Consider the following 21958-nt stretch of genomic DNA (forward strand, 5'->3'; position numbering starts at 1 on the left):
TCAGCTTACGAGCACCAGCCGCCGGGTGTGACGCGAGACGATGCCGCGCCGTGGCCCCCCGCATCATCCTCTTCCCGATATCGTTCCCTGGCATTCGCCCGTGGCGTCGCCTTGCCCGCAAGGAGGCTGCCCTGGCGCCGCAACGTGCTGGCAACCTGCCCGTACATTATCCTGCCTTGCGCGCACATCGTGAAACAAAACTCTCAGGCTTTCGAAACACATGCACAGCCTCTCGAATCGTCCGCGCCAAGACCCGGAACGCATGTCTCGACCTTCGAAACCAATGCGCGGAGATCTGAATCGTTTGTCTCGGGGTTGTGTCACAAAAATTCGCAAGTCATCATAATGTGCAGGCACGTTATCGATGGCCGGAGCGGGCCGCGTCCGGCGATCGGCAGAGCAGCAGGAGCGTGAGTTCGACCTTTCCGAACAGCGCAAACGCCAGCCGGAAAAAAGCCGAAGTGAATGGTGTTCAGCTGATAGCGTCGGTGCCGAGGGATAACGTCCGGTCACTGCACCTCCTCCTCCGCCTTCCACCTGTCGCGCGCCAGCAGGAGCCGTTCCACCAGCCGCCTGAGGATGCGGACGGAGCCGCCCGGCCATGCCGCCTGCAGGGCCGCCAATTCTTCGCCGTCGAGCGGGATCGCCCAACGGGGATCGAGTCCGCGCTCCTGAACGATGTCCTGCATGAGGCGCCCCGCAAGCGGAAGGAGATGTTCCGGCCCGGGCTCCGGGAAATGGAACACGCGGAAGCGATCTCTCAGCGGCCCCGGGAGACTTCGGAGCTCGTTTGCGGTGGCGATCCAGACGACATGCGAGAGGTCGACATGCGCCTGGAGATAGGGGTCATGCCAGTGCGTCGCCGACAGCGGCTCCAACATCGGCAACAGGGCGTCCAGCGGGTTGCCATTGTGGCGGCTCGTCCCAACCTTCTCGATCTCATCGAGAATGATCCCGGGCGAGGCATGACGGAACTGCCGAATGAGGCTCACCGGAAGCGACGGCTCCGCCGACATCCACCGCCTTGCCGTTCCGCCAAGCGCAGCATCGGAGACGCCGCCGCAAGAATACGTCTCGTGCGGCAGAGCGAGTGCGTCGCAGAGCCGCTCCGCAAATCTTGTCTTTCCCGCGCCGGGCTCGCCGACCAGCAGGATCGGCCGGAGCCGGACGATGTCGAGTGGGACGAGTTCGGAGAGGATCGCCGAGACGATCTCGGCTGCCTGCGGAAACTCATCCGTGAGAGTTTTTTGAAGGACCGCAAGATCGGGCTTGTGAGCGAGCCGCAGGCGCGTGTTGAGAAGTTCCGCGAACTCCCGCGCCACGCGCTGCGATGTCTCGACATTGCCGACCGAGCGGAACACGACGGCGCCCGGATCCTCCGGCCGGGGCTCTTCTCCTCCGGCCTCCTCAGCGTCCCCGGTCGGTGAGGCTCCGTCCCGGTTCGGCTCGGTGCGTGTCTTGAAATAGGTCTCGACACGCCGATAGATGCGCCGTTCCCGCTCGTCGAGCATCCGCGCCAGAACTTCGAGGCCGAAGTCGGACGTATCGCCGCGGAAATCCATTCGCGGCCGGGAGCGTTGGCCGGCGAGCCGGTCGGCGGAAAGCGGTTCGTAGCGACCCGCATGGATGAGCCAGCCGACGGCGGCGGTCGCATAGTCGAGCGCCTGATCCTGTGGCGTCTGGAGATCATAGGCACGCGAGATCGCCTCACCCGCAATGCGCCACGGCGCATGCCGGTCCCCGAGACACGCAGAATAGTAATCGAGCCGCAGCGCCGCTACCGCCTTGTTGATACGCTTCAGCTTCCCCGCCCGACGGAAGGCTTCGGCAGTGTCTCTGAGATCGTCCAGGCTCGCCGAAACCGTGAGGATTGTCAGATGGTGGCGCAGAGCCGTGTGGTCCTCACGATCATCCTCCGGGATGAGCGGGTAGACGCGCTCCGCCCAGGTCTGGACATCCGCCGCAAGGTCGTTGCCGAAGAACGACATGTGGAGAATGAGCTCGGCGAGATCGGGAAGATGCCGCCGTTCTCTGGCGGCTTTCGAACGACGGGACCATCGCCGTTCGCGCCGTTCCCGTCCTTCCGGATCTGGATCGGGCCAGACGGGACATGCCGGATTGTCGTCATCGCTAGATCGGCGACGCCGCAGATAGTCCGCAAGTGCGCTTTTCTTCTGATCGTCGCTCATGAGCCGATCTCCGTCGCATCGGCCGCACGACCAAGCCGGTAATAGCGGGAGAGGGTTCGCACGACGCCGAAGTCGGGAGCCGCCACCCACACAGCGGAGGTCAGGACCTCGCGGGTGCCGAGAACCGGATGGCCCGTGACATGGCCCATGAGCGCTGAGGTGCTGATGGAGACGAAGGCCCAGCGGTCGATCATCGGTGCACCGGTGAGATCCTGCGCTGCGGGGATCCGGCCTTGATGAAGCGCGCCGAGGTCGGCCGCGAGCGCTTCCACGCGCGCGACGTCGCGCGCCGCATGTGGCCCGAGACCATCGTGGTCGAGAATGAGCATCTGCTCTGTCCTTCAAAAATAAGACGTGTTGATCCTGCCGGACCGACGCCGCCGGTCCGGTTTTGTTCTTTCCTTGTGGAGTGGTGGGGACGGAGCCTCGACTACTCGACGACTTCGAGAGACCGCCACGGATGGATGGGGCGCCACACATTGCTCGGCACATGCGAGCCCGCCAGAACCCGTGCCGCGATCGACTTCGACCAGAACGCCACCGCGGAATTGAGCCTCTGCCGGTCTTCCACGCCCGGGATCGGGGTCAGAACGCCGCGCTTCTCCAGGATCGCTCGGCGGGTTCGGACAGAGCTCTCTTCGTTGCCGTTCTCACCGAGAACGCGGACTTCAGAGCCCGGCAGCACGATGAAAAGGTTGTCGCATTCAAGCCCACGTCCGAAGAGGCCCGCATAGGTCATCTCCATCATCGGGCGCTTCGCCTGGTCCGGCGAGAGGACATCCGCTCCACCAGCCTCCGCATCGACAATGCCGAGGGCCGGATGGCGGAGAGACGGCTCCAGCAGCGGGCAGCCGAGATCCCAGAGAAGCTGCCGCTCCTGATCTGCCAGCGGGTCGGCAATGGCGGCAAAGACGGGCGGCAGCTCGGCCGCTTCCGGCGGTGCACCGACCAGCTTTACCCGGCCGGAAGCCGCAATGAGGGCCGCATATTTTGCCTGCCGGTGCCGCGCCAGATCTTTTGAGTTCAGGCCGCCCCGGCTGGTGACGACGAAGACCATCTCGGCAAAGGCCTTGTCCTTGTCGCGCCGGTGGGAGCTGAGGCGTTTCATGACATCGACGGTCTCGCCGACATAGGCAAGCGTCTCAGACCCGTTGCGCCCGACGAGAATGTAGGTCGCAGCCTCACCGGATTTGAGGCCGAGTTCGCGCAGCGCCTCGGTGTGCCGGAACGGGGCGGAGAAGGCGCAGGCCGTGCCGACGACGTTCTCAGCCGACCGAGCCGCGAGCGGACCGGACATCGCATCGAGACGCCGGATCAGCGTGACGCTGCCGAGATCTGTGGAGCAGAAGGACGTCGGTGCAAGATCTTCAAGGCTGAGATGGAGGCTCTTCGCAGCGTGCGCGGTCTCGCAGTCTCGTTCGTTGGAGTGAGGCATCTCTTCGGAGCCGGGGGCGCGGGACGAGAGATCAGAAGTGGCGGAAATGGTGTCGGACATGGATGTCTTCCTTGAGTTCAAGAGGATGTTCGGAAGACGATCGGAGAGAGCGGCCAACAGACGGCTGGTGCCGCCGGAGGCTCCTGCGGGATTGGACAAGCGCCTGCAGTCGGACAGGGGATGATGTCCGCCGCGAGGATCGCTCGGAGCATGAGGCAGCCGCCGTCGTTCCCGGACGCGGAGAACACGCCGAGCGAAAGGCATCTGCAATGTCCGAAAATCCGCTGAAGGCGCCAGCCGTCGGCCGGACGCTCTCCTGATCGTCAGATCAAAGGGAAAGCGAACTCAGGCGCGCGGGTGCGTGCGACCCGGCGATGCCGACAGGGCGCCGGACAAGCGACAAGGGGATTTTGGAAAGCGCCCAGTTCGGGCTAAGACGGCCAATAGCCATGGCAAGCATCCTTACTGCTTGGTGTGGTCAGGCCATCGGTGCTGCTGGAACAGCGCCGGTGGCCGCTTAACGCTCCCGTCATCGGGAACACGATCAGCCTGCCAGGACCCGCCCAGGTTGTGAGCTCAAAACCTCAAACATGGTTAACGAGCGCGGGACTTCGCCTTCTTCGTGCGAGGAGACGGTCGCTTCCGAACTGGTCCGCGCGGCTTCGGTTTCTCCCTCTCCTCTTCGACCTGCCCTTGATAGGGCGAGAGATCGAGACCTTCCAGAAGTGGCAGGGTTGCGAGCCGCTCGACTTCCTTCCGCCGCAGGCTCTGCCAGCCGTAATGGTCGTCGATCCCGCTCAGTGCGTGGCCGACCTGCAAATTCTCCATGCGTTTGTCGGTGCCGAGAGGACGTCCCTCCTCGCGCAGCCAGGCTTTCGTCGTGTGGCGAAGGCTGTGGAAGACGCCCGCCTGCGGCAGGTGGATGCCGACACCCTTCATCTGGCGCAGCATGCGCTTGGAGGCCGTATGGGCTGGCCATTGAGCGCGGTGGAGGAGATCGAAGATGAAGCCGTCGCGCCCACGTGCCCATTCCACGAAGCCAAGCTCATCGAGCGTCTTGTGAAGCGCAAAGACCCGCCGTCCGGCCTGTGTCTTGACCCGGCGCTCGAGCGGATCGCCATTGTCGCTCGTCAGATCGGTGCGAAGATCGACGGTCCAGTGCTCGCCGAGGCGTCGAAAATCCTGTCCCTGCAGATAGACGAGTTCGGCAAGGCGCGCGCCGGTGAGCAACCCCAGAAGAGGCAGCCACCGATCATCCGGCCTCGGGCAGGCAGCAGCCGCCGCAAGCCAGAGATTGAGATGCTCGACCTCGATCCCCTCACGTCGGGTCGGGCGCCGCAGAGTTGTGGGCAGCGTCAGTTGCGCCTTCTCCAAAGGGCGGACGCTTTCGTAGTCGATCCGGGCCGACCTCCAGAGCGTGCGCACCGCCGCGACATATTCATTCACGGTCGTCGTCGTGAGGAACGGCAATGGCTGCTTCAGACCTCTGTTGGCCTCCGCCACTTCACGCAGGCTCAGCCCCGCGAAGCGACGGCTCTTCGCCCAGTCGCGCGGCAACCTGCCGACGACAGCGACGAAATCCTGGAGGTCCGCAGAGCGGTACTCGTTGAGAGGTCGGTCGCCGACGATGTCACGGAACGCGCGCAGAGCGAGGGCGCGGCGTGCCACGAAGGAGCTCTTCGGCCCCAGCGCCTCACGCTTGCCCTTCAGGAACTCCGCTGCGGCCTCGCTGAAGAGCGGAACGGGTTGTTCTGAAGTCTCCTCGTCGGTGCTCGCCGCGTGGGCCGATGAAGCCTGACCTTCGCTGAGATCGACGACCGCCTTTTCCTTGAGCGCGAGCGCGGCTTCCTTCTCCTGAAGGCGCTGCTCCAGCTCCTTCAGCTTCGCTTCGTATTCCCGAAGGCTCTGGAATTTATCGGCAGGTGCTCCGGCAAGCTCGTCGAGGGCGGCGGCGAAGTCGGAGCGCAGCGAGGTATCAAAGCTTTTCTCGTCGTCGCCGACCATCTGGCGTGCCTGCCGCAACCGCATGAACAGGATTTCAGCCTGCCCGGCCAGAAGACGCGCGCGCCGCTGCGCCTCTCGCTTGGGCAGAAAACCGAGCGTAGTGCGGAAGGGAGTATGGCCGAGAATCGTTACCAGATCGGAAGGCACCCGAATCTGGAAGGTGGAGCCGGTTCCACGGGTCAGAACATGCATAGAACGCCTGTGTACAAAGCTGTGTACGAATCAGGCGAAAACGCGAAATTCCGAGGAAATATCAAGGACTTAGGCGCTGGTACTCCCTAGGGGAATCGAACCCCTGTTTCCGCCGTGAGAGGGCGGCGTCCTAGACCGCTAGACGAAGGGAGCAGCGGCGTCAGCCTGGCAGGCGAAAGCGCCCGCGCGAAGCATCGGAGGCGCTATGTGGCATGACCCGCGCGGCGATGCAAGAGGCGAGAAGACGAGAAATCAAAATCCCGCTTGCGAGCCGGACTGCGTCCGATCCACCCGGCCCGTTGTGCGGACGAGGCGCCACATAGAATGCCGCAAATCACAACAAAAGGCTCGTTCCCCGCCAGCGCTGCAAGGCGCGAAACACTCAACACGCCGCAAGGTGCAAAACACTCAAAGCAGCGCAAGGCGCAAAACAACAACGGCACGACAAGGAGCAAAAGCCGCAGCGCGCCATTGCGGCTTGGCGCGTGCGGATCCTGCCACCTGCGGGTCTTGCCGCGTGCGGGTCTTGCCGCCTATTCCGGCAAGCACAGCCCCCTGCCCCCAGCCAACCGCACTCACAGGCCCTCGATCAGCCGCCCGGAAGCAATTTGATGCGGTGCAGGATCGTGCCGCTCGCCGCATCGAGGACGAGAAGCTCTTCGCCCCGGCCCTCCTGCCCGTCGCCGCGCGCCGCTTCGCTGATCCGCAGCAGGATGTTGTCGCCGTCGAGCGCGGCCGACGTGACGGTGGATCCCGCCGGCAGCCGCACTTCGGCGACGCTCGGCCCCGTCCCGGCCGGGGCTCCGAGGAGACCGAGCTTGTAGACTATTGCGCCGAACACGGCGACAAAGCCCAAAACCATGGTCCCGAACGAAACGATCAACAGGCGGACGAGCCGCCGGCGCACTCTTTCTGCGGCCGGATCGAGAGGCTTTTCGTCGTCGTCGCCCACCGGCGGCAGTTTTCCGGGGCGCTCTTTGGCGGATGCGTGAGGCGTCATGAAGGATCACGAAAGCGTGTTGGATTACACTGTGGAGCCGGACGAAACCGGCCTGCGCCTCGATGCCTTTCTGGCTGCCCGCGCCGATCGTCTGTCGCGCAGCCGCCTCAAGGCTTTGATCAAGGACGGCCATGTCCGCGTCGGCGGGCGGAAATTAGACGAGCCGAACTACCGGGTCAAACCCGGCGAGACGGTCGAAGTGGATCTGCCGGAACCGGAAGAAGCCACACCGAAGCCGGAAGCGATCCCGCTTGCGATCGTTTACGAGGATGCCCATCTCGTCGTGGTCGACAAGCCTGCGGGCATGGTCGTCCACCCCGCCCCCGGCGCTCACGACGGAACCCTCGTCAATGCCCTCCTCCACCATTGCGGCGACACGCTTTCCGGCATCGGCGGCATTCGCCGTCCGGGCATCGTCCATCGCCTCGACAAGGACACGAGCGGTCTTCTGGTGATCGCCAAGAACGATGTCGCCCACCGCGATCTCTCGGCGCAATTTGCCGATCACGGCCGCCAAGGCCCGCTGAAGCGGGAATATTGCGCACTCGTCTGGGGCGTGCCGCAACTGCGCGCCGGCTCGGTCGATGCCCCGCTCGAACGCGATACGAAGAACCGCGAAAAACGTGCCGTCCGCCGCGGCGGCCGTCATGCCGTCACCCATTACCGGGTGGAGGAAACCTTTCAGAACGGGCTCGCAAGCCTCGTCACCTGTCGTCTCGAAACCGGTCGCACCCATCAAATTCGCGTGCACATGGCCCATATCGGCCATCCGCTTCTGGGCGACGCACTTTACGGCTCGGGCTTTCAGTCGAAGGTCGCAAAACTTCCCGCAGACGCGGCCGATGCCATCCACACCCTCGCCCGCCAGGCCCTGCATGCCCGCTCGCTCGGCTTTCGCCATCCGGAAACCGGCGAGACGGTGCTCTTCCATTCGCAACTGCCGAGCGATTTCGAGACACTTCTGAACGCCTTAAGAAAGCCTTCTGAAGCCTTACAAGGCCGTAATTAGGCAGCATCGCGAGAGGCATGATAGGCTTGACGCAAGCCAGGACGTGACAAAAGTTAGACAGGCGGGGTCGAAAGCTCTGCTCCAAGACAATCCACGAGTGCACAGGATGCGGCCGCTCCGCGGCGCCTCCCGGTGTCGACTCTTCTGATGACAGGCAATCCCGATGGCCACAGGCAACATCCCCGTCGTATCCACCGCCGAAGGCGGTTTGTCTCGTTATCTCGACGAGATCCGCAAATTCCCCATGCTCGAGCCGCAAGAGGAGTACATCCTCGCCAAGCGCTATCAGGAGCATGACGACCGCGATGCCGCGCATCGTCTGGTGACGAGCCATCTGCGCCTCGTCGCCAAGATCGCCATGGGCTATCGCGGCTATGGCCTGCCGATCGGCGAGGTCATTTCGGAAGGCAATGTCGGCCTCATGCAGGCCGTCAAGCGCTTCGATCCGGACAAGGGCTTCCGTCTCGCCACCTATGCGATGTGGTGGATCCGCGCCGCGATCCAGGAATATATCCTGCGCTCCTGGTCGCTCGTGAAAATGGGCACGACGGCCAATCAGAAGCGGCTCTTCTTCAACCTGCGCAAGGCCAAGAGCCAGATTTCGGCGCTGGAAGAAGGCGACCTGAAGCCCGAGCAGGTGGCGACGATCGCCAAGCGGCTCAATGTGAGCGAGGAGGAGGTCATCTCCATGAACCGGCGGCTGTCCGGCGATGCCTCGCTCAACGCGCCGATCCGCGCCAATGAGGGCGAAGGCGGCGAATGGCAGGACTGGCTGTCCGACGATGAGACGGAGAGTCAGGAGACGAACCTCATCGCCCAGGATGAGCTCGAGCAGCGCCGCGCCATGCTGAAGGACGCGATCGAGGTGCTCGACGAGCGCGAACGGCGGATCTTCGAGGCGCGTCGTCTCTCCGACGAGCCGCTGACGCTGGAAGAGCTCTCGGGCGAGTTCGGCGTCTCGCGCGAGCGTGTGCGCCAGCTCGAGGTCCGGGCCTTCGAAAAGGTGCAGAAGGCGATGATCCGCGCCTCCAAGGAACGCGACCGCGGCGCCCAGCAGCGCCTCCTCGCCGACGCCTGAGGCGGCGCACCCTCCCGAGACGAAACAGAGAAATCTGTCCCTCAAGGGATGGGACGCTCTAGCCGCCCCGCAATCGCCGCAGGGCCCGTCCGTCCATGACGACGAGCCCTGCGCCGATCATGGCCATGCCGGCGAACTGCCCCGCCGACAGGCTTTCTCCGAGCAGCACGACGCCGAGCGTCACCGCGCTCACCGGCACGAGAAGCGTGACGAGCATCGCGTTCGTGCCGCCGGCGCGCGCCAGAATCCGGAAAAACAGCACATAAGCTAAGGACGTGGACAGAAGTGCCAGGCCGAGGATCGAAAGGATCGCGGCCATGCCGGGCATTGCCGTGGCGAAGGGCCGGTCGATGAGGAATGCGACCGGAACCATCAAAAGGGTCGATGCGGAAAGCTGCATCGCCGCCGCCACGACGGGATCGGTCGCCCGAAATCCCTTTCCGACGACCGCCGAAAACCCATAAGACGTCGCCGCGGCAAGCATCGCCAGAACGGCCAGAAAATCGGCCGTCAGCCCGCGCAGGGCCGGTAGGCCGATCATCACGGCAACACCCAGAAAACCGAGAACGACGCCCGTGACCTTGTTCGTCGTCATCTTCTCGTCCGCCGTCAGAACATGCGCGATGAGAACGGTGAAGATCGGCGTCGTCGCATTGAGGATGGAGGCCGCGCCCGCACCGATTTCCACGGTCGCGAAGGTGATCAGCGAAAACGGCACGGCGTTGTTGAGAAAACCCATCAAAAGCGCGCGCAGATAAATCCCACCCCGGCTCGGCAGGCGCCGCCCCGAAGCGATGATGACAACCCAGAGTGCCGCAGCCGCGATGCCGACGCGCAAAAGCACGAGCGTGAAGACCGGCACCTCCGCGCCCGCGACGCGCATGAACAGGAACGAGCCGCCCCAGAGGAGCGACAGAAGGACGAGAAGCGTCAGGCTGCCGAGATCGAGAGAGGCCTCGGCTGACGCGGCGCGTGCAGATGTGGGGAGGGTTTTGGCGTCCATGTGACGAGCCCTAAGAGAGGCTTCTCTCCGGCTCCACCCGATTCTTGAGGCGCTGCCTCCGGCTCGCCAGGAAGACGCCGCCGAGAATGCACACGCCGCCGAAAGCGTGGGCGTAGGTAAAAGTCTCGCCAAGGGCGAAGACAGCGAGAATGGCCCCGAAGAACGGCACCAGATGGAAGAAGGGCCCCGCCCTGTTCGGACCGATGAGATCGACGCCCCGGTTGAAGCAGATATAGGCGAGCACTGAGGGAAAAACGGCGACGTAGAAGAGCGCGGCAAGGCTCGCTGCATTGATGTCGATATGGCCGCCGTGCAAAAGATCGAGCGCGCTTGCCGGCAGGAGCATGATGGCGCCCCACCCGATGGTGATCGCCAGAAAGCTCAGCCAGTGAAGAGGCGGCCGCCGCTTCAAAAGCGCGGAGTAGGTGGCATAGATGACGACGTCGACCAGCATGATCACGTCGCCCGGATTGAGCCGCAGATGCGCCAGCACCTGCAATTGCCCGCGCGAGACGATGACCACGACGCCGATGAGGGAGACGACGATCCCGGCAAGCTGGCCGAAGGTGAGCCGCTCGCGGAAGAGCATAAAAACGACGAAGGCGATGGCAAGCGGCGTCGTCGCCTGCAGAAGCACGACGTTGAGCGCCGTCGTATATTCGAGAGCCCAGTAGAGAAGCGTGTTGAAGAGCGTGATGCCGCACAAAGCCATCAGCGTCAGCACGCCGAGATGACGTTGGATCACGGGCCAGTCCGCGCGCAGGGCCTTCATGGCGAAAGGCAGGATCAACAGCGCCGCCCCACCCCAGCGCAGCTGCGCGAAAAGGATCGGTGAGAAATCATCGATCACCGCCCGCGCGACCACCGCATTGCCGGCCCAGAAGAGCGAGGTGAGCGTCAAGAGCAGATAGGGTTGATCGAAAAGCCAACGAAAAGGGGCAAAGAGGACACGCATTTCCCCGCCTCTATCCCTCTGCGACAAACTTGTCACGCATCGGGACCACGGATGAGATCGCAAACGCGCCCCAGCGGCGCCGTGAGACGGCTTGCAAGGCTCGGCCGGAAAGTTATGGTGGGCGTTTCCGAGGGGTGTGCGGACAAACCGCGCTGAGATGGCCGTGATGGCGGCCGAACCCTTTGAACCTGATCCGGATCATGCCGGCGAAGGGACGGGCCTCAGTCTCTCCAGCACGCATGATCTCTGCCATGAAAGGGGCGCGTGCTGGCTATTCTCGCAATCCGGTTATCGATCGCGATCGCGCTCCTGGCCTTGTGGGAAGGGCTCGTGCGCGCAACCGGCGTGCCGCGCTTCATCCTGCCGGCGCCGAGCGATCTCGTGGCGGCCTTCTCCGCCCTTCCCGTTTACTATCTCGGCAACGCCGCCGTCACCGCGACGGAGATCGTGGTCGGGCTCGTCGTCGGAGCGCTGGTCGGAGCCCTGACTGCGATCCTGGTCGTCGCGTCGCCGGCACTTGAAAGGCTCGCTATGCCGCTTTTGGCAGCAAGCCAGGCGCTTCCGGTCTTCGCCATCGCGCCGCTTCTCGTCATCTGGTTCGGTTTCGGCATGGCGTCCAAGGTCGTGATGGCCGGTCTCATCATCTATTTTCCGGTCGCGACCTCTTTTGCCGACGGCTTGAAGCGCACGGATCCGGGCCTTCTCGATCTCGCAAGGCTCAACCGTGCCTCGCGTCGCGACACTTTCCGCTACATCCGTATCCCTGCCGCCCTGCCGGCCCTCGCCTCCGGTCTGCGGGTCGCCGCCGCGATCGCCCCGATCGGGGCCGTGGTCGGCGAATGGGTCGGCGCATCCGCGGGCCTCGGCTTCGTCATGCTGCAGGCCAATGCCCGCATGCAGACCGACCGCGTCTTCGTCGGCCTCTTCCTGCTCGCCGCCATGGCGATCCTGCTGCGCGCCCTGATCGATCTCGTCCTGCGCCGCCTCCTCGGCTGGGTGCCGGGAGAAGCGAGCATCGCCTGAGACGATCTCCGAAACCCCGACATGATCCGAAAAGAGAGGAAATGACCATGCTCGACCGCCTGCGCCTGATGCTTCTGGCGCTCATCTTGACGGCATCGCCCGCCGCAGCCGCGGACCACCTGACCGTGCTGCTCGATTGGTTCGTGAACCCCGACCACGCGCCGCTCGTCGTCGCGCAGGAAAAGGGCTATTTCGCCGAGGAAGACCTCGATGTGGAAATGATCCCGCCGGCCGACCCGAGCGCCCCACCCCGCCTCGTTGCGGCAGGTGAAGGCGATGTCGCGATCTCCTATCAGCCCAACCTCTATCTCCAGGTTGCCGAGGGATTGCCGCTGGCGCGCTTCGGAACGCTCGTCGAGACGCCGCTCAACTCGCTCGTGGTTCTGGAAGGCAGCGATGTGACGACGCTCGCCGACCTCAAGGGGAAGACGGTCGGCTTCTCGGTTGGAGGCTTCGAGGATGTGCTTCTGAAGATGATGCTCGGAGAAAGCGGCGTGACACTCGACGACGTCGATCTCGTCAACGTCAACTTCGCACTCTCACCGGCCCTTCTTGCAGGCCGCGTCGACGCCGTCATCGGCGCATTCCGCAATGTCGAGCTCAATCAGCTCGACATCGAAGGCAAGCCCGGCCGCGCTTTCTATCCCGAGGAGCACGGCGTGCCGCCTTATGACGAGCTCATCTTCATCGCGCGCTCAGACAAGCTCGACGACGACCGGCTGCCGCGCTTTCTGAAGGCGATCGAACACGCCACGCTCTATCTCACGAACCATCCCGAGGAAGCGCTTGAGATCTTCACGAAGGCGCATCCCGATCTCGGCGACGAGCTCAATCGCCGCGCCTTCATGGATACGGTCGGCCGCTTTTCGAAAAGCCCCGGCGCCTTCGACGCCGGCCGCTATCAGCGGTTCGCGGAATTCATGAAGGATCAGGGACTGATCGAGACCGTACCGGAGCTGGAAAGCTACGCCCAGGCCGTTCGGTAAAGGCCCGTTCGGTAAAAGCCAGTCAGGCTGGGGCGATCAGGAATCGCCCCAGCTCTGCATCACATTCTCAAACACCTTGTCGCCCGGAATACCCTTCTCGAAGGTGATCAGGGCCCGCTTGCCGCCCTCGAACAGGATCGGCAGGTCGAACCAGGAACCACTGCGCAGAAGTTCCAGATTGCGCTCCACCTGATCGGGTGTGTCGGAAAGCGCGATCCAGTAGAGATCCCCGGTCACGTCGACGGCAGCGCCTGCAAGCGGCTGTCCGCGCGCCTGCTCGTTGGGCTTCATCACCAAGGCCGGCACCCGCTGCACAGCCACCGTGTCGTCGAGCGAACCTGTGAAGGCGATCTCGATGAGATGGCTCGCGGGCAAGGCGACGTCATTGTTCTTGGAGATGGTGATCGTCACCTCGGCATCCCGTTCCGGCACGTCGATCTTCGCCTGAATGGCGGCACCTCCGTCCCCGCGCTGAACCGTCGACCACGACACGGCGCCGTTCACCGCCTTGCCGGCGGCACCGTCTTCGCCCTGCTCGTAGAAGATCGCCCTTTGCCCGACGAGCGAACCGCTCGCGGCCTGTCCCGCGGCATTGTCGTTGGAGGGCGCCGTCTCGGAGAGCTCGTCCGGCGTGCCCGGCTGCGTCTCGTCGGCCGGCAGACCAGCGCCATCTGATTCGCCCGTGTCGTCCGGCAGACCTTCATCGCTCGGCGCACCGTCGAGTGGCGCATCCATCGGCTCTTCCTGGCTCGTGGAAGGTCCGGTATCGGGCGTCTCGGCTTCCGGCCCGGAGAGGAGACGATCCTCGTCCTTGCCTTCCACGCGTTCGCCCTGGCTCTCGATGAGGCCCGTCAAAGGCGACGAGGAGGTGTTGTCCTCGGCTTTCCCCGGAGCCGTTCCCTGTGCCGTCTCGTCGGAGGAAACCTGGCCGGAGATATCGTCATACGCGGTGACGATCGTATCCCATTGCGAATAGACGACCGCTCCGATGCCGAGCGCGATCAACAGAACCAGAACGGTCGCGATCAGCGCCGGCGCGCGCGATGTCCGCACCTTCTCTGAGCCATCGTCATGGCGCGGTGCCGCAACGGCCTCGTCTCTGGCCTCGCCCTTGGCTTTCTTTTCCTTCTTCCAACGCGACTTGCGGGCAGAAGGCGTTTCGTCCTCGACACCGGCGCCCTCGATCCGGGCGTCCTGCGGGTAATCGTCTTTGCCCTCGGACGTCACATTCGGCACGGGCGCGCCGGCGGGACCAGCCCCGGCCGCAGCATCCGGCCGCTTCGGCTCCCGGCTTCCGGCGAAATCGCCGCCAGCAGCACCGCCCCCAACAGAGCCGCTTCCCCGAAGGTCGCGCTCCCCATATTGGGGCACGGCCCGGGCGTGCGGCGGTTCCGCCCGAGGCGCCTCTTTTGCAGGAGGCGGGGGCGGAGGAGGCGGGGGAGGAGGAGGTGGTGGTGGCGGAGGGGGTGGAGGCGGCGGTGGTGCCGGCTCCTCGTCGGGCTCCTGGACACCGGCACTCTCGGCCGCGAAATCTTCCTCCACGACGGCAATCGCATCTTCGAGCGCCGCATGATGCCCTTCGATATCTTCGGGGGGCAGCGGAGGCTCCACGGCGGTGAGCTGGCGCGCCAACGCAGAGCGGGCGCGGTCGTAGACCGCCTGGCGCATGTCCGGCCCGTCATCGGGAAGACTGGCGATGGAGCGTTTAAGGATCGCTACGTAATCGGGCATAACGCTTGAAGAACTGTGTAACCGTGGATTAACGGCAAGGCTTAGTCCTGAAATGGGTCACGGACAAGGATCGTATCGGCTCGTTCCGGACTCGTCGACAGAAGAGCGACCGGAGCTTCGATGAGTTCTTCGATGCGCCGGACGTATTTCACCGCCTGGGCGGGAAGATCGACCCAACTTCGTGCGCCGGCTGTCGATTCCTGCCAGCCTTCGAGGCTTTCGTAGATCGGCTTCAACCGCGCCTGGGCCGCAGCGCCCGCCGGCAGCCAGGACACGCGGCGGCCGTCCACCTCGTAGCCCACGCAGACTTTGATCTCGTTCAGGCCGTCGAGCACGTCGAGCTTCGTCAAGGCGATGCCGTCGATGCCGGAGACCTTGACCGTCTGGCGCACGAGCGCCGCATCGAACCAGCCGCAACGCCGCTTGCGGCCCGTGACGGTCCCGAATTCGCGGCCGCGCTCGCCGAGGAAGTTGCCGATCTCGCCTTTGTCTTCGGTCGGGAACGGCCCCTCCCCCACCCGGGTCGTGTAGGCCTTGGTGATTCCGAGCACATAATCGAGCGCCGAAGGCCCGATCCCCGACCCGGCCGAGGCCTGTCCCGCCACCGTGTTCGAGGAGGTGACATAAGGATAGGTGCCGTGATCGATGTCGAGGAGCGCGCCCTGCGCCCCCTCGAAGAGAATGCGATCGCCCGCCTTGCGCCGCGCATCGAGCAGCGCCCACACGGTATCGCAGAACGGGATGACCCGTTCGCGCACGTCCTCGAGCTCGGCCAAAATGTCTTCGCGCGACACTTCCGGCTCCCCGAGGCCTTTCAGAAGCGCGTTGTGGTGGACGAGAAGCCGATCGATCTTGGCCGGCAGCGTCTCGGGTTCGGCAAGATCCATGACCCGGATCGAGCGCCGGCCGACCTTGTCCTCGTAGGCTGGCCCGATGCCACGCTGCGTCGTGCCGATCTTCGCCTCGGGCGCGGCGGCATTCTCCCTGAGCCCGTCGAGACGACGGTGCAGCGACAGGATGAGGGCGGCATTGTCGGCGATGCGAAGCGTCTCGGGCGTCACGGTCACGCCCTGCTCGGCGAGGCGGTCGATCTCCGCAATCAAGGCGTGCGGGTCGAGCACCACGCCGTTGCCGATGACGGCAAGCTTGCCCGGCCGCACCACTCCGGAGGGCAACAGGCTCAGCTTGAACGACACGCCATCGATGACGAGCGTATGACCGGCATTGTGGCCGCCTTGAAAACGCACCACCACATCGGCGCGCTCCGACAGCCAGTCGACGATCTTGCCCTTACCTTCGTCGCCCCATTGCGAGCCGACAACCACCACATTGGCCATGACACGAGGCCTTTCTGCGTCCAGCGTCTTTCAGGAATTCCTACCGCGAGTGCCCTGCTTTGGCCCCTTCCGTCAAGCGTTGCAGCGGATGGCGGCCCTGTCTGAGGTGCAGGGCATGGCGGCGAGCGCCGCCCGCGCCGGAGGCCGGCGGGCAGCAAAAGAGCCGGACCCCGCATTGCGGCGCCGGCTCTCGGATGATGGCGGCCGGTCAGGCCGGCCGCCGATCAGGCATCGAAGCGCGTCAGAAGACGAGCGGCTTCACCTGCTGCACGTTCTCGATCCGGTTGATCGCCTCCATCAGCTCCGGCGAGATCTTGTGGTCGACCGAAACGAGGGCGATCGCGTTGCCGCCCTCGAAGTCGCGGCCGAACTGCATGCGGGCGATGTTGATGCCGTTCTCACCGAGAAGCGTGCCGATTCGGCCGATGAAGCCCGGCTTGTCGTTGTTGGTGATGTAGAGCATCAGCTCCGACAGCTCCGCTTCCATATTGATGCCCTTGATCTGGATGATGCGGGGCTTGCCGTCGGCAAAGACCGTGCCGGCGACGGAGCGTTCCTGCTTGTCGGTCACGACGGTGAGGCGGATATAGGTTTCGTAGGCGCCGTGCTGTTCGCGGCGCGTCTCCTCCACCTGGATGCCGCGTTCCTTGGCGGCGGCCGGTGCGGAGACCATGTTGACGGACTGCAGGAGCGGCTGCAGGAAGCCCGTCAGCGCCGCAGAGGTCAGCGCCTTGGTGTTCATCTCTGCGACCGTGCCCTCATATTCGATGCGGACCCGGCGCACGCCCGTCTCCGTCAGCTGACCGGCAAACGAGCCGAGCTGTTCGGCGAGCTTGACGAAGGGCGTGAGCCGCGGCGCCTCTTCGGCCGAAATCGACGGCATGTTGAGGGCGTTCGTCACCGCCCCGGTCGTCAGGTAATCGGCCATCTGCTCGGCGACCTGCAGGGCCACATTCTCCTGCGCTTCCATCGTGGAAGCTCCAAGATGCGGCGTGCAGACGACGTTGGGCGCACCGAAGAGCACGTTTTCCTTCGCCGGCTCCTGGGCGAAGACGTCGACGCCCGCAGCCGCCACTTTGCCGCTGTCGAGCGCATCGCGCAGCGCCTGCTCGTCGATCAGCCCGCCGCGGGCGCAATTGATGATGCGCACGCCGTCGCGCATCTTGGCGATCGCATCGGCATTGATGACGTTGCGCGTCCGGTCGGTGAGCGGGGTGTGCAACGTGATGAAATCGGCACGCCGGAACAGCTCGTCGAGCTCGACCTTTTCGACACCGAGATCGGCCGCCCGGTCTTCCGACAGGAACGGATCATAGGCGACCACGCGCATGGAAAGCCCGAGCGCACGGCGCGCCACGACGGAACCGATATTGCCGCAACCGATGATGCCGAGCGTCTTGCCGGTGATCTCGACACCCATGAACTTCGACTTTTCCCATTTGCCGGCCTGGGTCGAAGCATCGGCCTTCGGGATTTGGCGGGCGCAGGCGAACATCATGGCAATCGCATGCTCGGCCGTGGTGATGGAATTGCCGAAAGGCGTGTTCATCACGATGATGCCCTTGGCGGTCGCCGCCGGGATGTCGACATTGTCGACGCCGATGCCGGCCCGGCCGATGACCCGCAGCTTGTTGGCGGCGGCGATCACCTTGTCGGTCACCTTGGTGGCGGAGCGGATGGCGAGACCGTCATACTCGCCAATGGCGGCGATCAGCGCATCCTTGTCCTTGCCGAGGGCGGGCTGAAAATCGACGTCCACTCCGCGGTCGCGAAAGATGGCGACGGCGGTTTCGGAAAGGGCGTCGGAGATGAGTACGCGGGGTTTGCTCATGGCGAAAATCCTAGTCGAGGCCTGCAGCGGTGGTCGTGTCGCCACGCCGGAGGCCGGTCAATTCGTGAAAGATCGGGAAGCGCCCGCGGGCGCTTGTCCCGCAGGCGAAGAAAAGGTCAGGCGGCTTTCTTGAGCGCGCTCTTTTCCGTGGCGAAGGCCCAGTCGAGCCAGGGCGTCAGCTTTTCCAGATCGGCCTTTTCGACCGTGCCGCCGCACCAGATTCGGAGGCCGGCCGGCGCATCGCGATAGGCGCCGATGTCGAAAGCGACGCCTTCCTTGTCGAGACGCGCAGTCAGCGCCTTGGCAAAGGCGGCCTGCTCGGCCTCGGAAAGCGCCTTCACCTCGTCGTCGACGATGACGAGGCAGACGGAGGTGTTGGAGCGGATCGCCGGGTCATGCGCCAGGAAATCGACCCAGGGGGTCTTCGCCACCCAGTCGGAAATGACGGCGAAATTCGCATCGGCGCGCCCGACGAGGCCGTTGAGGCCGCCGACGGAGCGGGCCCAGGCGAGCCCGTCGAGATAATCTTCCACGGCCAGCATCGAGGGCGTGTTGATCGTCGCGCCTTCGAAGATCTCGGCGTTGAGTTTGCCGCCCTTCACCATGCGGAAGATCTTCGGCATCGGCCAGGCGGGCGTGTAGCTCTCGAGCCGTTCCACCGCGCGCGGCGACAAGATCAGCATGCCGTGCTGCGCCTCGCCGCCCAGGACCTTCTGCCAGGAGAAGGTGACAACATCGAGCTTGTCGAAAGGCAGCTTCTGCGCAAAGGCGGCGGAGGTGGCATCGCAGATCGTCAGCCCCTCACGGTCGGCCGGGATCCATTCGCCATCGGGCACGCGCACGCCAGAGGTCGTGCCGTTCCAGGTGAAGACCACATCGCGGGTGAAATCGACCTCTCCGAGGTCGACGAGCGCGCCATACTCGGCCTTGAGCGTGCGCGTATCTTCGAGTTTCAGCTGTTTGACGACGTCCGTCACCCAGCCGGAGCCGAAGCTCTCCCAGGCAAGAACGTCGACGCCACGGGCGCCGAGCATCGACCACAGCGCCATTTCCACGGCGCCGGTATCGGAGGCGGGCACGATGCCGATTTTGTAGTCGGCGGGAACGCCGAGAATGTCGCGGGTTTCCTCGATCGCCTGCTTCAACTTGGCCTTGCCGCCCTTGGAGCGGTGCGAACGGCCGAGGAAGGCGTCGGAAAGTGCATCAAGCGTCCAACCGGGGCGCTTGGCAGTCGGTCCAGAAGAAAAGCGGGGATTGGCCGGGCGCTCTGCCGGCTGCGAAATCATCGTCATGTCAGTCTACCCTTTCAGATAGGCGCTCCGCGTTGGGGCGGAGTGTCCCGCCGCCGCCTTTACAGAAATGGGGGTGACAACGCAACTGGCTTATTGTGGGCCGCCGGAGAGCAGCCATGTCTGTTGCGCGCTTGCCTCAATATAGAGAATGCGTTTTCAGAAGAGTGTCGTCGGGGGAGCGTCGATCCGACCCTTTCGGGGGTGGCAGAGACGCGGGTTGGGGAAGATGTGATGTCGGGCGCTGTGACGCTCCTGCTTTATTCGGCCGCCACATTGGCGTGCGGCGCCGCGGTGGCGGAACTGCATGATCCCGTCAGCTGGAAATGGCGCAGGCCGCCCCTCGCAGAGCGGCTCGCCGCAATCGTCCTGATCGTGTTTTTTCTGGTTCTTCTGGCGAGCCTGCTTGCAAAACTGGCGCTCGCCTTCGGCCTTTTGGGGCTTCTCGCCCCGGCCATCGTCTTCTTTGCGATTTCGCCGCTCGTCGCGCTGCAGGTGCCGCTTCACGCGATCGAGACATGGTCGGTCGTGCGCGCCTGTTCAGCCGTCGCCGGCCTGTCGACGCTCGCTGCATGGCGCCTGGCCGCGTTCTTCTCTCCGAGCCGGCTGCCGCCCTCCCCGGGCTGAACGAGCCCTGCGCGTCACGGCCTCTGCCGCACGGCATGAGAAAAGAGCCGCAGAACGCGAAACGGGCAGGCAAAGCCGACCCGTTCCAGGAGCAGAGCCAGAGAGAGGCTCAGGACCGGAGCTTCAGTACTTAACGACGGCGGGCTCGCCATAATACATCGGATCGGGTTCCGCGGCCGGCCCCCCGAAGGTGTAGCGCACGCCGAGCTTCACATCGTGGGAATCGATGTCCTTGAACTTGATCGGGTTCACGTTGTCGTTGTTGCCGTCGTAACCGACCATGTCGCCCGATTCCGCGTCACCGAGATTGACGTAGCGATAGCCGAGGTCGAGCGCGAGATTGGGTGTGACCTGATAGGCGACGCCGGCATGCAGCGCCCAGGCGAGGTTCCACTCGCTGTGATCACGGCCGTACGACACGTAGCCGTTCGGCGTGTTGATGTCGCGCATGCCGCTGATCGTGTTGCGCGAGGCGCCGATGCCCGCGCCGACATAGGGCGAGAAGCCGTGCCAACTGCCGAGATCGACATAGGCGTTGGCCAGGAACAGCCATTCCGACTTCATCGCCTCGTATTCGTTCGAGCCGATGAAAGCCGGATCTGCGCCGACATAGGTGTCGAATGCGGAGAAGCTCGTCTTGCCGCGATATTCGCCGGTCAGGTCCACACGGGCCCAGGGATTGATCTGATAGCCGATACCGACGCCGGCGAAGCCGCCGCTGTCGAATTCCGGATCGTTGACGAAGCTGACGGTGTCGCCGTTCGCGATCGCCTGATCGATGAGGCTGCTCGTGATCTTGTCGACCCGCTGATTGGTGATGCCGATGTCACCGCGCAGATACCAGCCGCTGAAGGAAGGCGCGGCCGGCGGCAGCGGCTCTGGCTCGACGATCGGCGGAAGCGGAAGATCGGCAGCAAAAACTGCCGGTGCCGCGGTCAAGGCCGTCACGCTGGCAGCAAGCGCAAGAGTGGCGCGTTTCAACATAGTGGTCCTCGTCTTTTGCGGCGCGTCCGGCAGCCCGAAATCACCCACTGATGCTGACAAGGTTTAGCCGCAATCACTTAAGAAGGGCTTAACTATGAAGATTAACCACGCCTCTAAACCTTAACGAAAGCCTACCGGCAGCCGCGAGTTCAGCAACGTGTTGGACCCTTTCACCACGCCATGGCCGTCCGAACCGAACGCCCGGCGAGTGCTGCTTTCTTTAGAATAGATCCAGAACATAGTGTTTGATTTTGCTCCGGCCTTCTGGTTCGTTCGCAAGGTCGCGACACCCGTCGCAACGTCCTTTGATGTCAGGGCCTTGAACCCTTTCGATTGGAGGAAATGAATGAGATTTTTCTGCGCGACCGCAGCGGATCAGGCGCATCCGCCCCTCCTTCACGCAGCCGGTTCGGCCCACGGCCCAGAACCGTTCCGTGCGCCGCGTCTGCCGACGCGTCTCCAAGCGACACACCTCTCTCTCCGCGAACAGGAATAGCCCATGCACGAATGTCCTTTCGCCGGGGCCTGCGGCTATCTCAAGCGCCCTCCGGAAGCCCTCGTGGTCAACGGCTTCAGGCTGTGGGTCGCCGGCTATCAGACGGGCGACATCGAGCATTGGAGCGAGGCCTGGACTCTCTTCTCCGAAAAATTCGGTCACGGCCCGGCACGCCATTCCGTCACCCAGCTTGCCCATTGGGTGCGCTCCGTCTTCCTCTGGCGCACGGACCCGATCCAGTGCTTCAGCTCAGGCTGCCCCCATATCTGCCGCGACGAATGTCTCGCCGTGGCGATGATCGCCGCCTGTCAGCATCGAGACGGCTCCTGCCTCGATTATTGTCTGGAGCGCTTCTGCGGCTTTGCCGATCATCGCGAACCGCTCGAGGCGGCGCTCGGCTTCGCGTCGGCGCTCGAGTCACACGGCCAGCGGCTGATGTCGGTGCCGTGCGAGGTGGTTCGGGGCCTGATCGAGCCACCGGAATCTGAGCCACAGATCGCCCGCACCTACCATTGAGCCTTTCGACGAGGCGAGCGAACAGAGCTCCAAATGTTGATTCGCATTCTGGTCGCGACCGCACTGACCCTGGCATCGGTCGCCGGCTACGCCCATGCCAGTTTCCACCATCTCTCCCTGCCGACCATGATCAGCCTCGACGCCTGGATCGAAAGCGCCAAGGCGCCGGCATGCCGCGCATCGAGCGGGGCGGACAGCACCGCCGCCTGCCGGCAAGAGAGTGCCGGTGACGAGCGAACCAGTCCCGGGCGAGCCACTCAGAGGTGACAGCAG

19 protein-coding genes, 1 tRNA gene and 1 riboswitch are annotated in these 21958 nt (G+C 64.3%); of the genes, 7 read left to right on the forward strand and 13 right to left on the reverse strand.

Going from position 1 to position 21958, the window contains the following annotated elements; translation table 11 throughout:
- Nucleotides 1–509: 509 nt before the first annotated feature.
- The 6 genes from L0F51_RS09660 to L0F51_RS09685 all read right to left on the reverse strand — a co-directional run bounded on the left by L0F51_RS09660 (nt 510) and on the right by L0F51_RS09685 (nt 6820).
- A complete protein-coding gene (locus tag L0F51_RS09660; RefSeq protein WP_234628965.1) occupies nt 510–2189 on the reverse strand; it encodes an AAA family ATPase in 1680 nt (559 codons plus the stop codon).
- Complete coding sequence (locus L0F51_RS09665; RefSeq protein ID WP_234628966.1) at nt 2186–2518, reverse strand: DUF6634 family protein; 333 nt, start codon at nt 2516–2518, stop codon at nt 2186–2188. The genes L0F51_RS09660 and L0F51_RS09665 overlap by 4 nt, the downstream gene beginning before the upstream one ends.
- A 101-nt stretch (nt 2519–2619) precedes the next feature.
- Nucleotides 2620–3684: a hypothetical protein gene (locus L0F51_RS09670; RefSeq protein WP_234628967.1), complete on the reverse strand. Its 1065-nt coding sequence runs from the start codon at nt 3682–3684 to the stop codon at nt 2620–2622.
- Nucleotides 3685–4218: 534 nt separating this feature from the next.
- Nucleotides 4219–5820, reverse strand: coding sequence for a DUF6538 domain-containing protein (locus L0F51_RS09675; protein WP_234628968.1), 1602 nt, complete (start codon nt 5818–5820; stop codon nt 4219–4221).
- A 77-nt stretch (nt 5821–5897) separates the two neighbouring features.
- Nucleotides 5898–5973 (reverse strand) — tRNA-Glu (locus L0F51_RS09680).
- Between the two features lie 436 nt (nt 5974–6409).
- Nucleotides 6410–6820 (reverse strand): hypothetical protein, encoded by a 411-nt coding sequence (locus L0F51_RS09685; RefSeq protein ID WP_234628969.1) that lies wholly within the window; start codon nt 6818–6820, stop codon nt 6410–6412.
- On the opposite strand from L0F51_RS09685, the gene L0F51_RS09690 reads away from it, so the two are divergent.
- Nucleotides 6819–7829, forward strand: a complete 1011-nt coding sequence (locus L0F51_RS09690; protein ID WP_234628970.1) for an RluA family pseudouridine synthase — start codon at nt 6819–6821, stop codon at nt 7827–7829. The genes L0F51_RS09685 and L0F51_RS09690 overlap by 2 nt on opposite strands.
- Before the next feature lie 163 nt (nt 7830–7992).
- Nucleotides 7993–8907 (forward strand): RNA polymerase sigma factor RpoH, encoded by a 915-nt coding sequence (gene rpoH, locus L0F51_RS09695; RefSeq protein ID WP_234628971.1) that lies wholly within the window; start codon nt 7993–7995, stop codon nt 8905–8907.
- A 58-nt stretch (nt 8908–8965) separates the two neighbouring features.
- Here the strand turns inward: rpoH and L0F51_RS09700 are convergent, their stop codons facing one another.
- Together L0F51_RS09700 and L0F51_RS09705 are read right to left on the reverse strand one after the other, a co-directional pair.
- On the reverse strand, nt 8966–9910 hold the full coding sequence (locus L0F51_RS09700) for a DMT family transporter (RefSeq protein WP_234628972.1): 945 nt from the start codon (nt 9908–9910) through the stop codon (nt 8966–8968).
- A 10-nt stretch (nt 9911–9920) separates the two neighbouring features.
- Nucleotides 9921–10865, reverse strand: a complete 945-nt coding sequence (locus L0F51_RS09705; protein ID WP_234628973.1) for a DMT family transporter — start codon at nt 10863–10865, stop codon at nt 9921–9923.
- Between the two features lie 120 nt (nt 10866–10985).
- A riboswitch (TPP riboswitch) is annotated at nt 10986–11097 on the forward strand.
- A gap of 32 nt (nt 11098–11129) precedes the next feature.
- On the opposite strand from L0F51_RS09705, the gene L0F51_RS09710 reads away from it, so the two are divergent.
- Both L0F51_RS09710 and L0F51_RS09715 read left to right on the forward strand, forming a co-directional pair.
- Nucleotides 11130–11888: an ABC transporter permease gene (locus L0F51_RS09710; protein WP_234628974.1), complete on the forward strand. Its 759-nt coding sequence runs from the start codon at nt 11130–11132 to the stop codon at nt 11886–11888.
- A gap of 47 nt (nt 11889–11935) precedes the next feature.
- Nucleotides 11936–12874: an ABC transporter substrate-binding protein gene (locus L0F51_RS09715; protein WP_234629391.1), complete on the forward strand. Its 939-nt coding sequence runs from the start codon at nt 11936–11938 to the stop codon at nt 12872–12874.
- A 36-nt stretch (nt 12875–12910) separates the two neighbouring features.
- Here the strand turns inward: L0F51_RS09715 and L0F51_RS09720 are convergent, their stop codons facing one another.
- The 4 genes from L0F51_RS09720 to L0F51_RS09735 all read right to left on the reverse strand — a co-directional run bounded on the left by L0F51_RS09720 (nt 12911) and on the right by L0F51_RS09735 (nt 19065).
- Nucleotides 12911–14605 carry a hypothetical protein gene (locus tag L0F51_RS09720; RefSeq protein WP_234628975.1) on the reverse strand — a complete coding sequence of 565 codons (1695 nt, stop codon included), beginning with the start codon at nt 14603–14605 and terminating at the stop codon, nt 12911–12913.
- Nucleotides 14606–14646: 41 nt separating this feature from the next.
- Nucleotides 14647–15942: an adenylosuccinate synthase gene (locus tag L0F51_RS09725; RefSeq protein WP_234628976.1), complete on the reverse strand. Its 1296-nt coding sequence runs from the start codon at nt 15940–15942 to the stop codon at nt 14647–14649.
- A gap of 241 nt (nt 15943–16183) precedes the next feature.
- The gene (gene serA / locus L0F51_RS09730; protein WP_234628977.1) at nt 16184–17773 is read right to left on the reverse strand and encodes a phosphoglycerate dehydrogenase; all 1590 of its coding nucleotides are present in this window, start codon (nt 17771–17773) and stop codon (nt 16184–16186) included.
- Between the two features lie 116 nt (nt 17774–17889).
- On the reverse strand, nt 17890–19065 hold the full coding sequence (locus L0F51_RS09735; protein WP_234628978.1) for a phosphoserine transaminase: 1176 nt from the start codon (nt 19063–19065) through the stop codon (nt 17890–17892).
- Between the two features lie 231 nt (nt 19066–19296).
- On the opposite strand from L0F51_RS09735, the gene L0F51_RS09740 reads away from it, so the two are divergent.
- Complete coding sequence (locus L0F51_RS09740) at nt 19297–19689, forward strand: hypothetical protein (protein WP_234628979.1); 393 nt, start codon at nt 19297–19299, stop codon at nt 19687–19689.
- Between the two features lie 123 nt (nt 19690–19812).
- Here L0F51_RS09740 and L0F51_RS09745 read toward each other — a convergent pair whose 3' ends face one another.
- The gene (locus tag L0F51_RS09745) at nt 19813–20673 is read right to left on the reverse strand and encodes a porin family protein (protein ID WP_314733304.1); all 861 of its coding nucleotides are present in this window, start codon (nt 20671–20673) and stop codon (nt 19813–19815) included.
- A gap of 499 nt (nt 20674–21172) precedes the next feature.
- Here L0F51_RS09745 and L0F51_RS09750 point away from each other — a divergent pair, with 499 nt between their 5' ends.
- Nucleotides 21173–21685: a hypothetical protein gene (locus L0F51_RS09750; RefSeq protein WP_234628980.1), complete on the forward strand. Its 513-nt coding sequence runs from the start codon at nt 21173–21175 to the stop codon at nt 21683–21685.
- Nucleotides 21686–21718: 33 nt separating this feature from the next.
- Entirely contained in the window at nt 21719–21952 is a 234-nt protein-coding gene (locus L0F51_RS09755) for a hypothetical protein (RefSeq protein WP_234628981.1), read from the forward strand.
- The last annotated feature ends 6 nt before the right edge of the window (nt 21953–21958 follow it).

It is taken from the genome of Afifella sp. H1R, assembly GCF_021462425.1.
GTDB lineage: Bacteria > Pseudomonadota > Alphaproteobacteria > Rhizobiales > Afifellaceae > Afifella > Afifella aestuarii.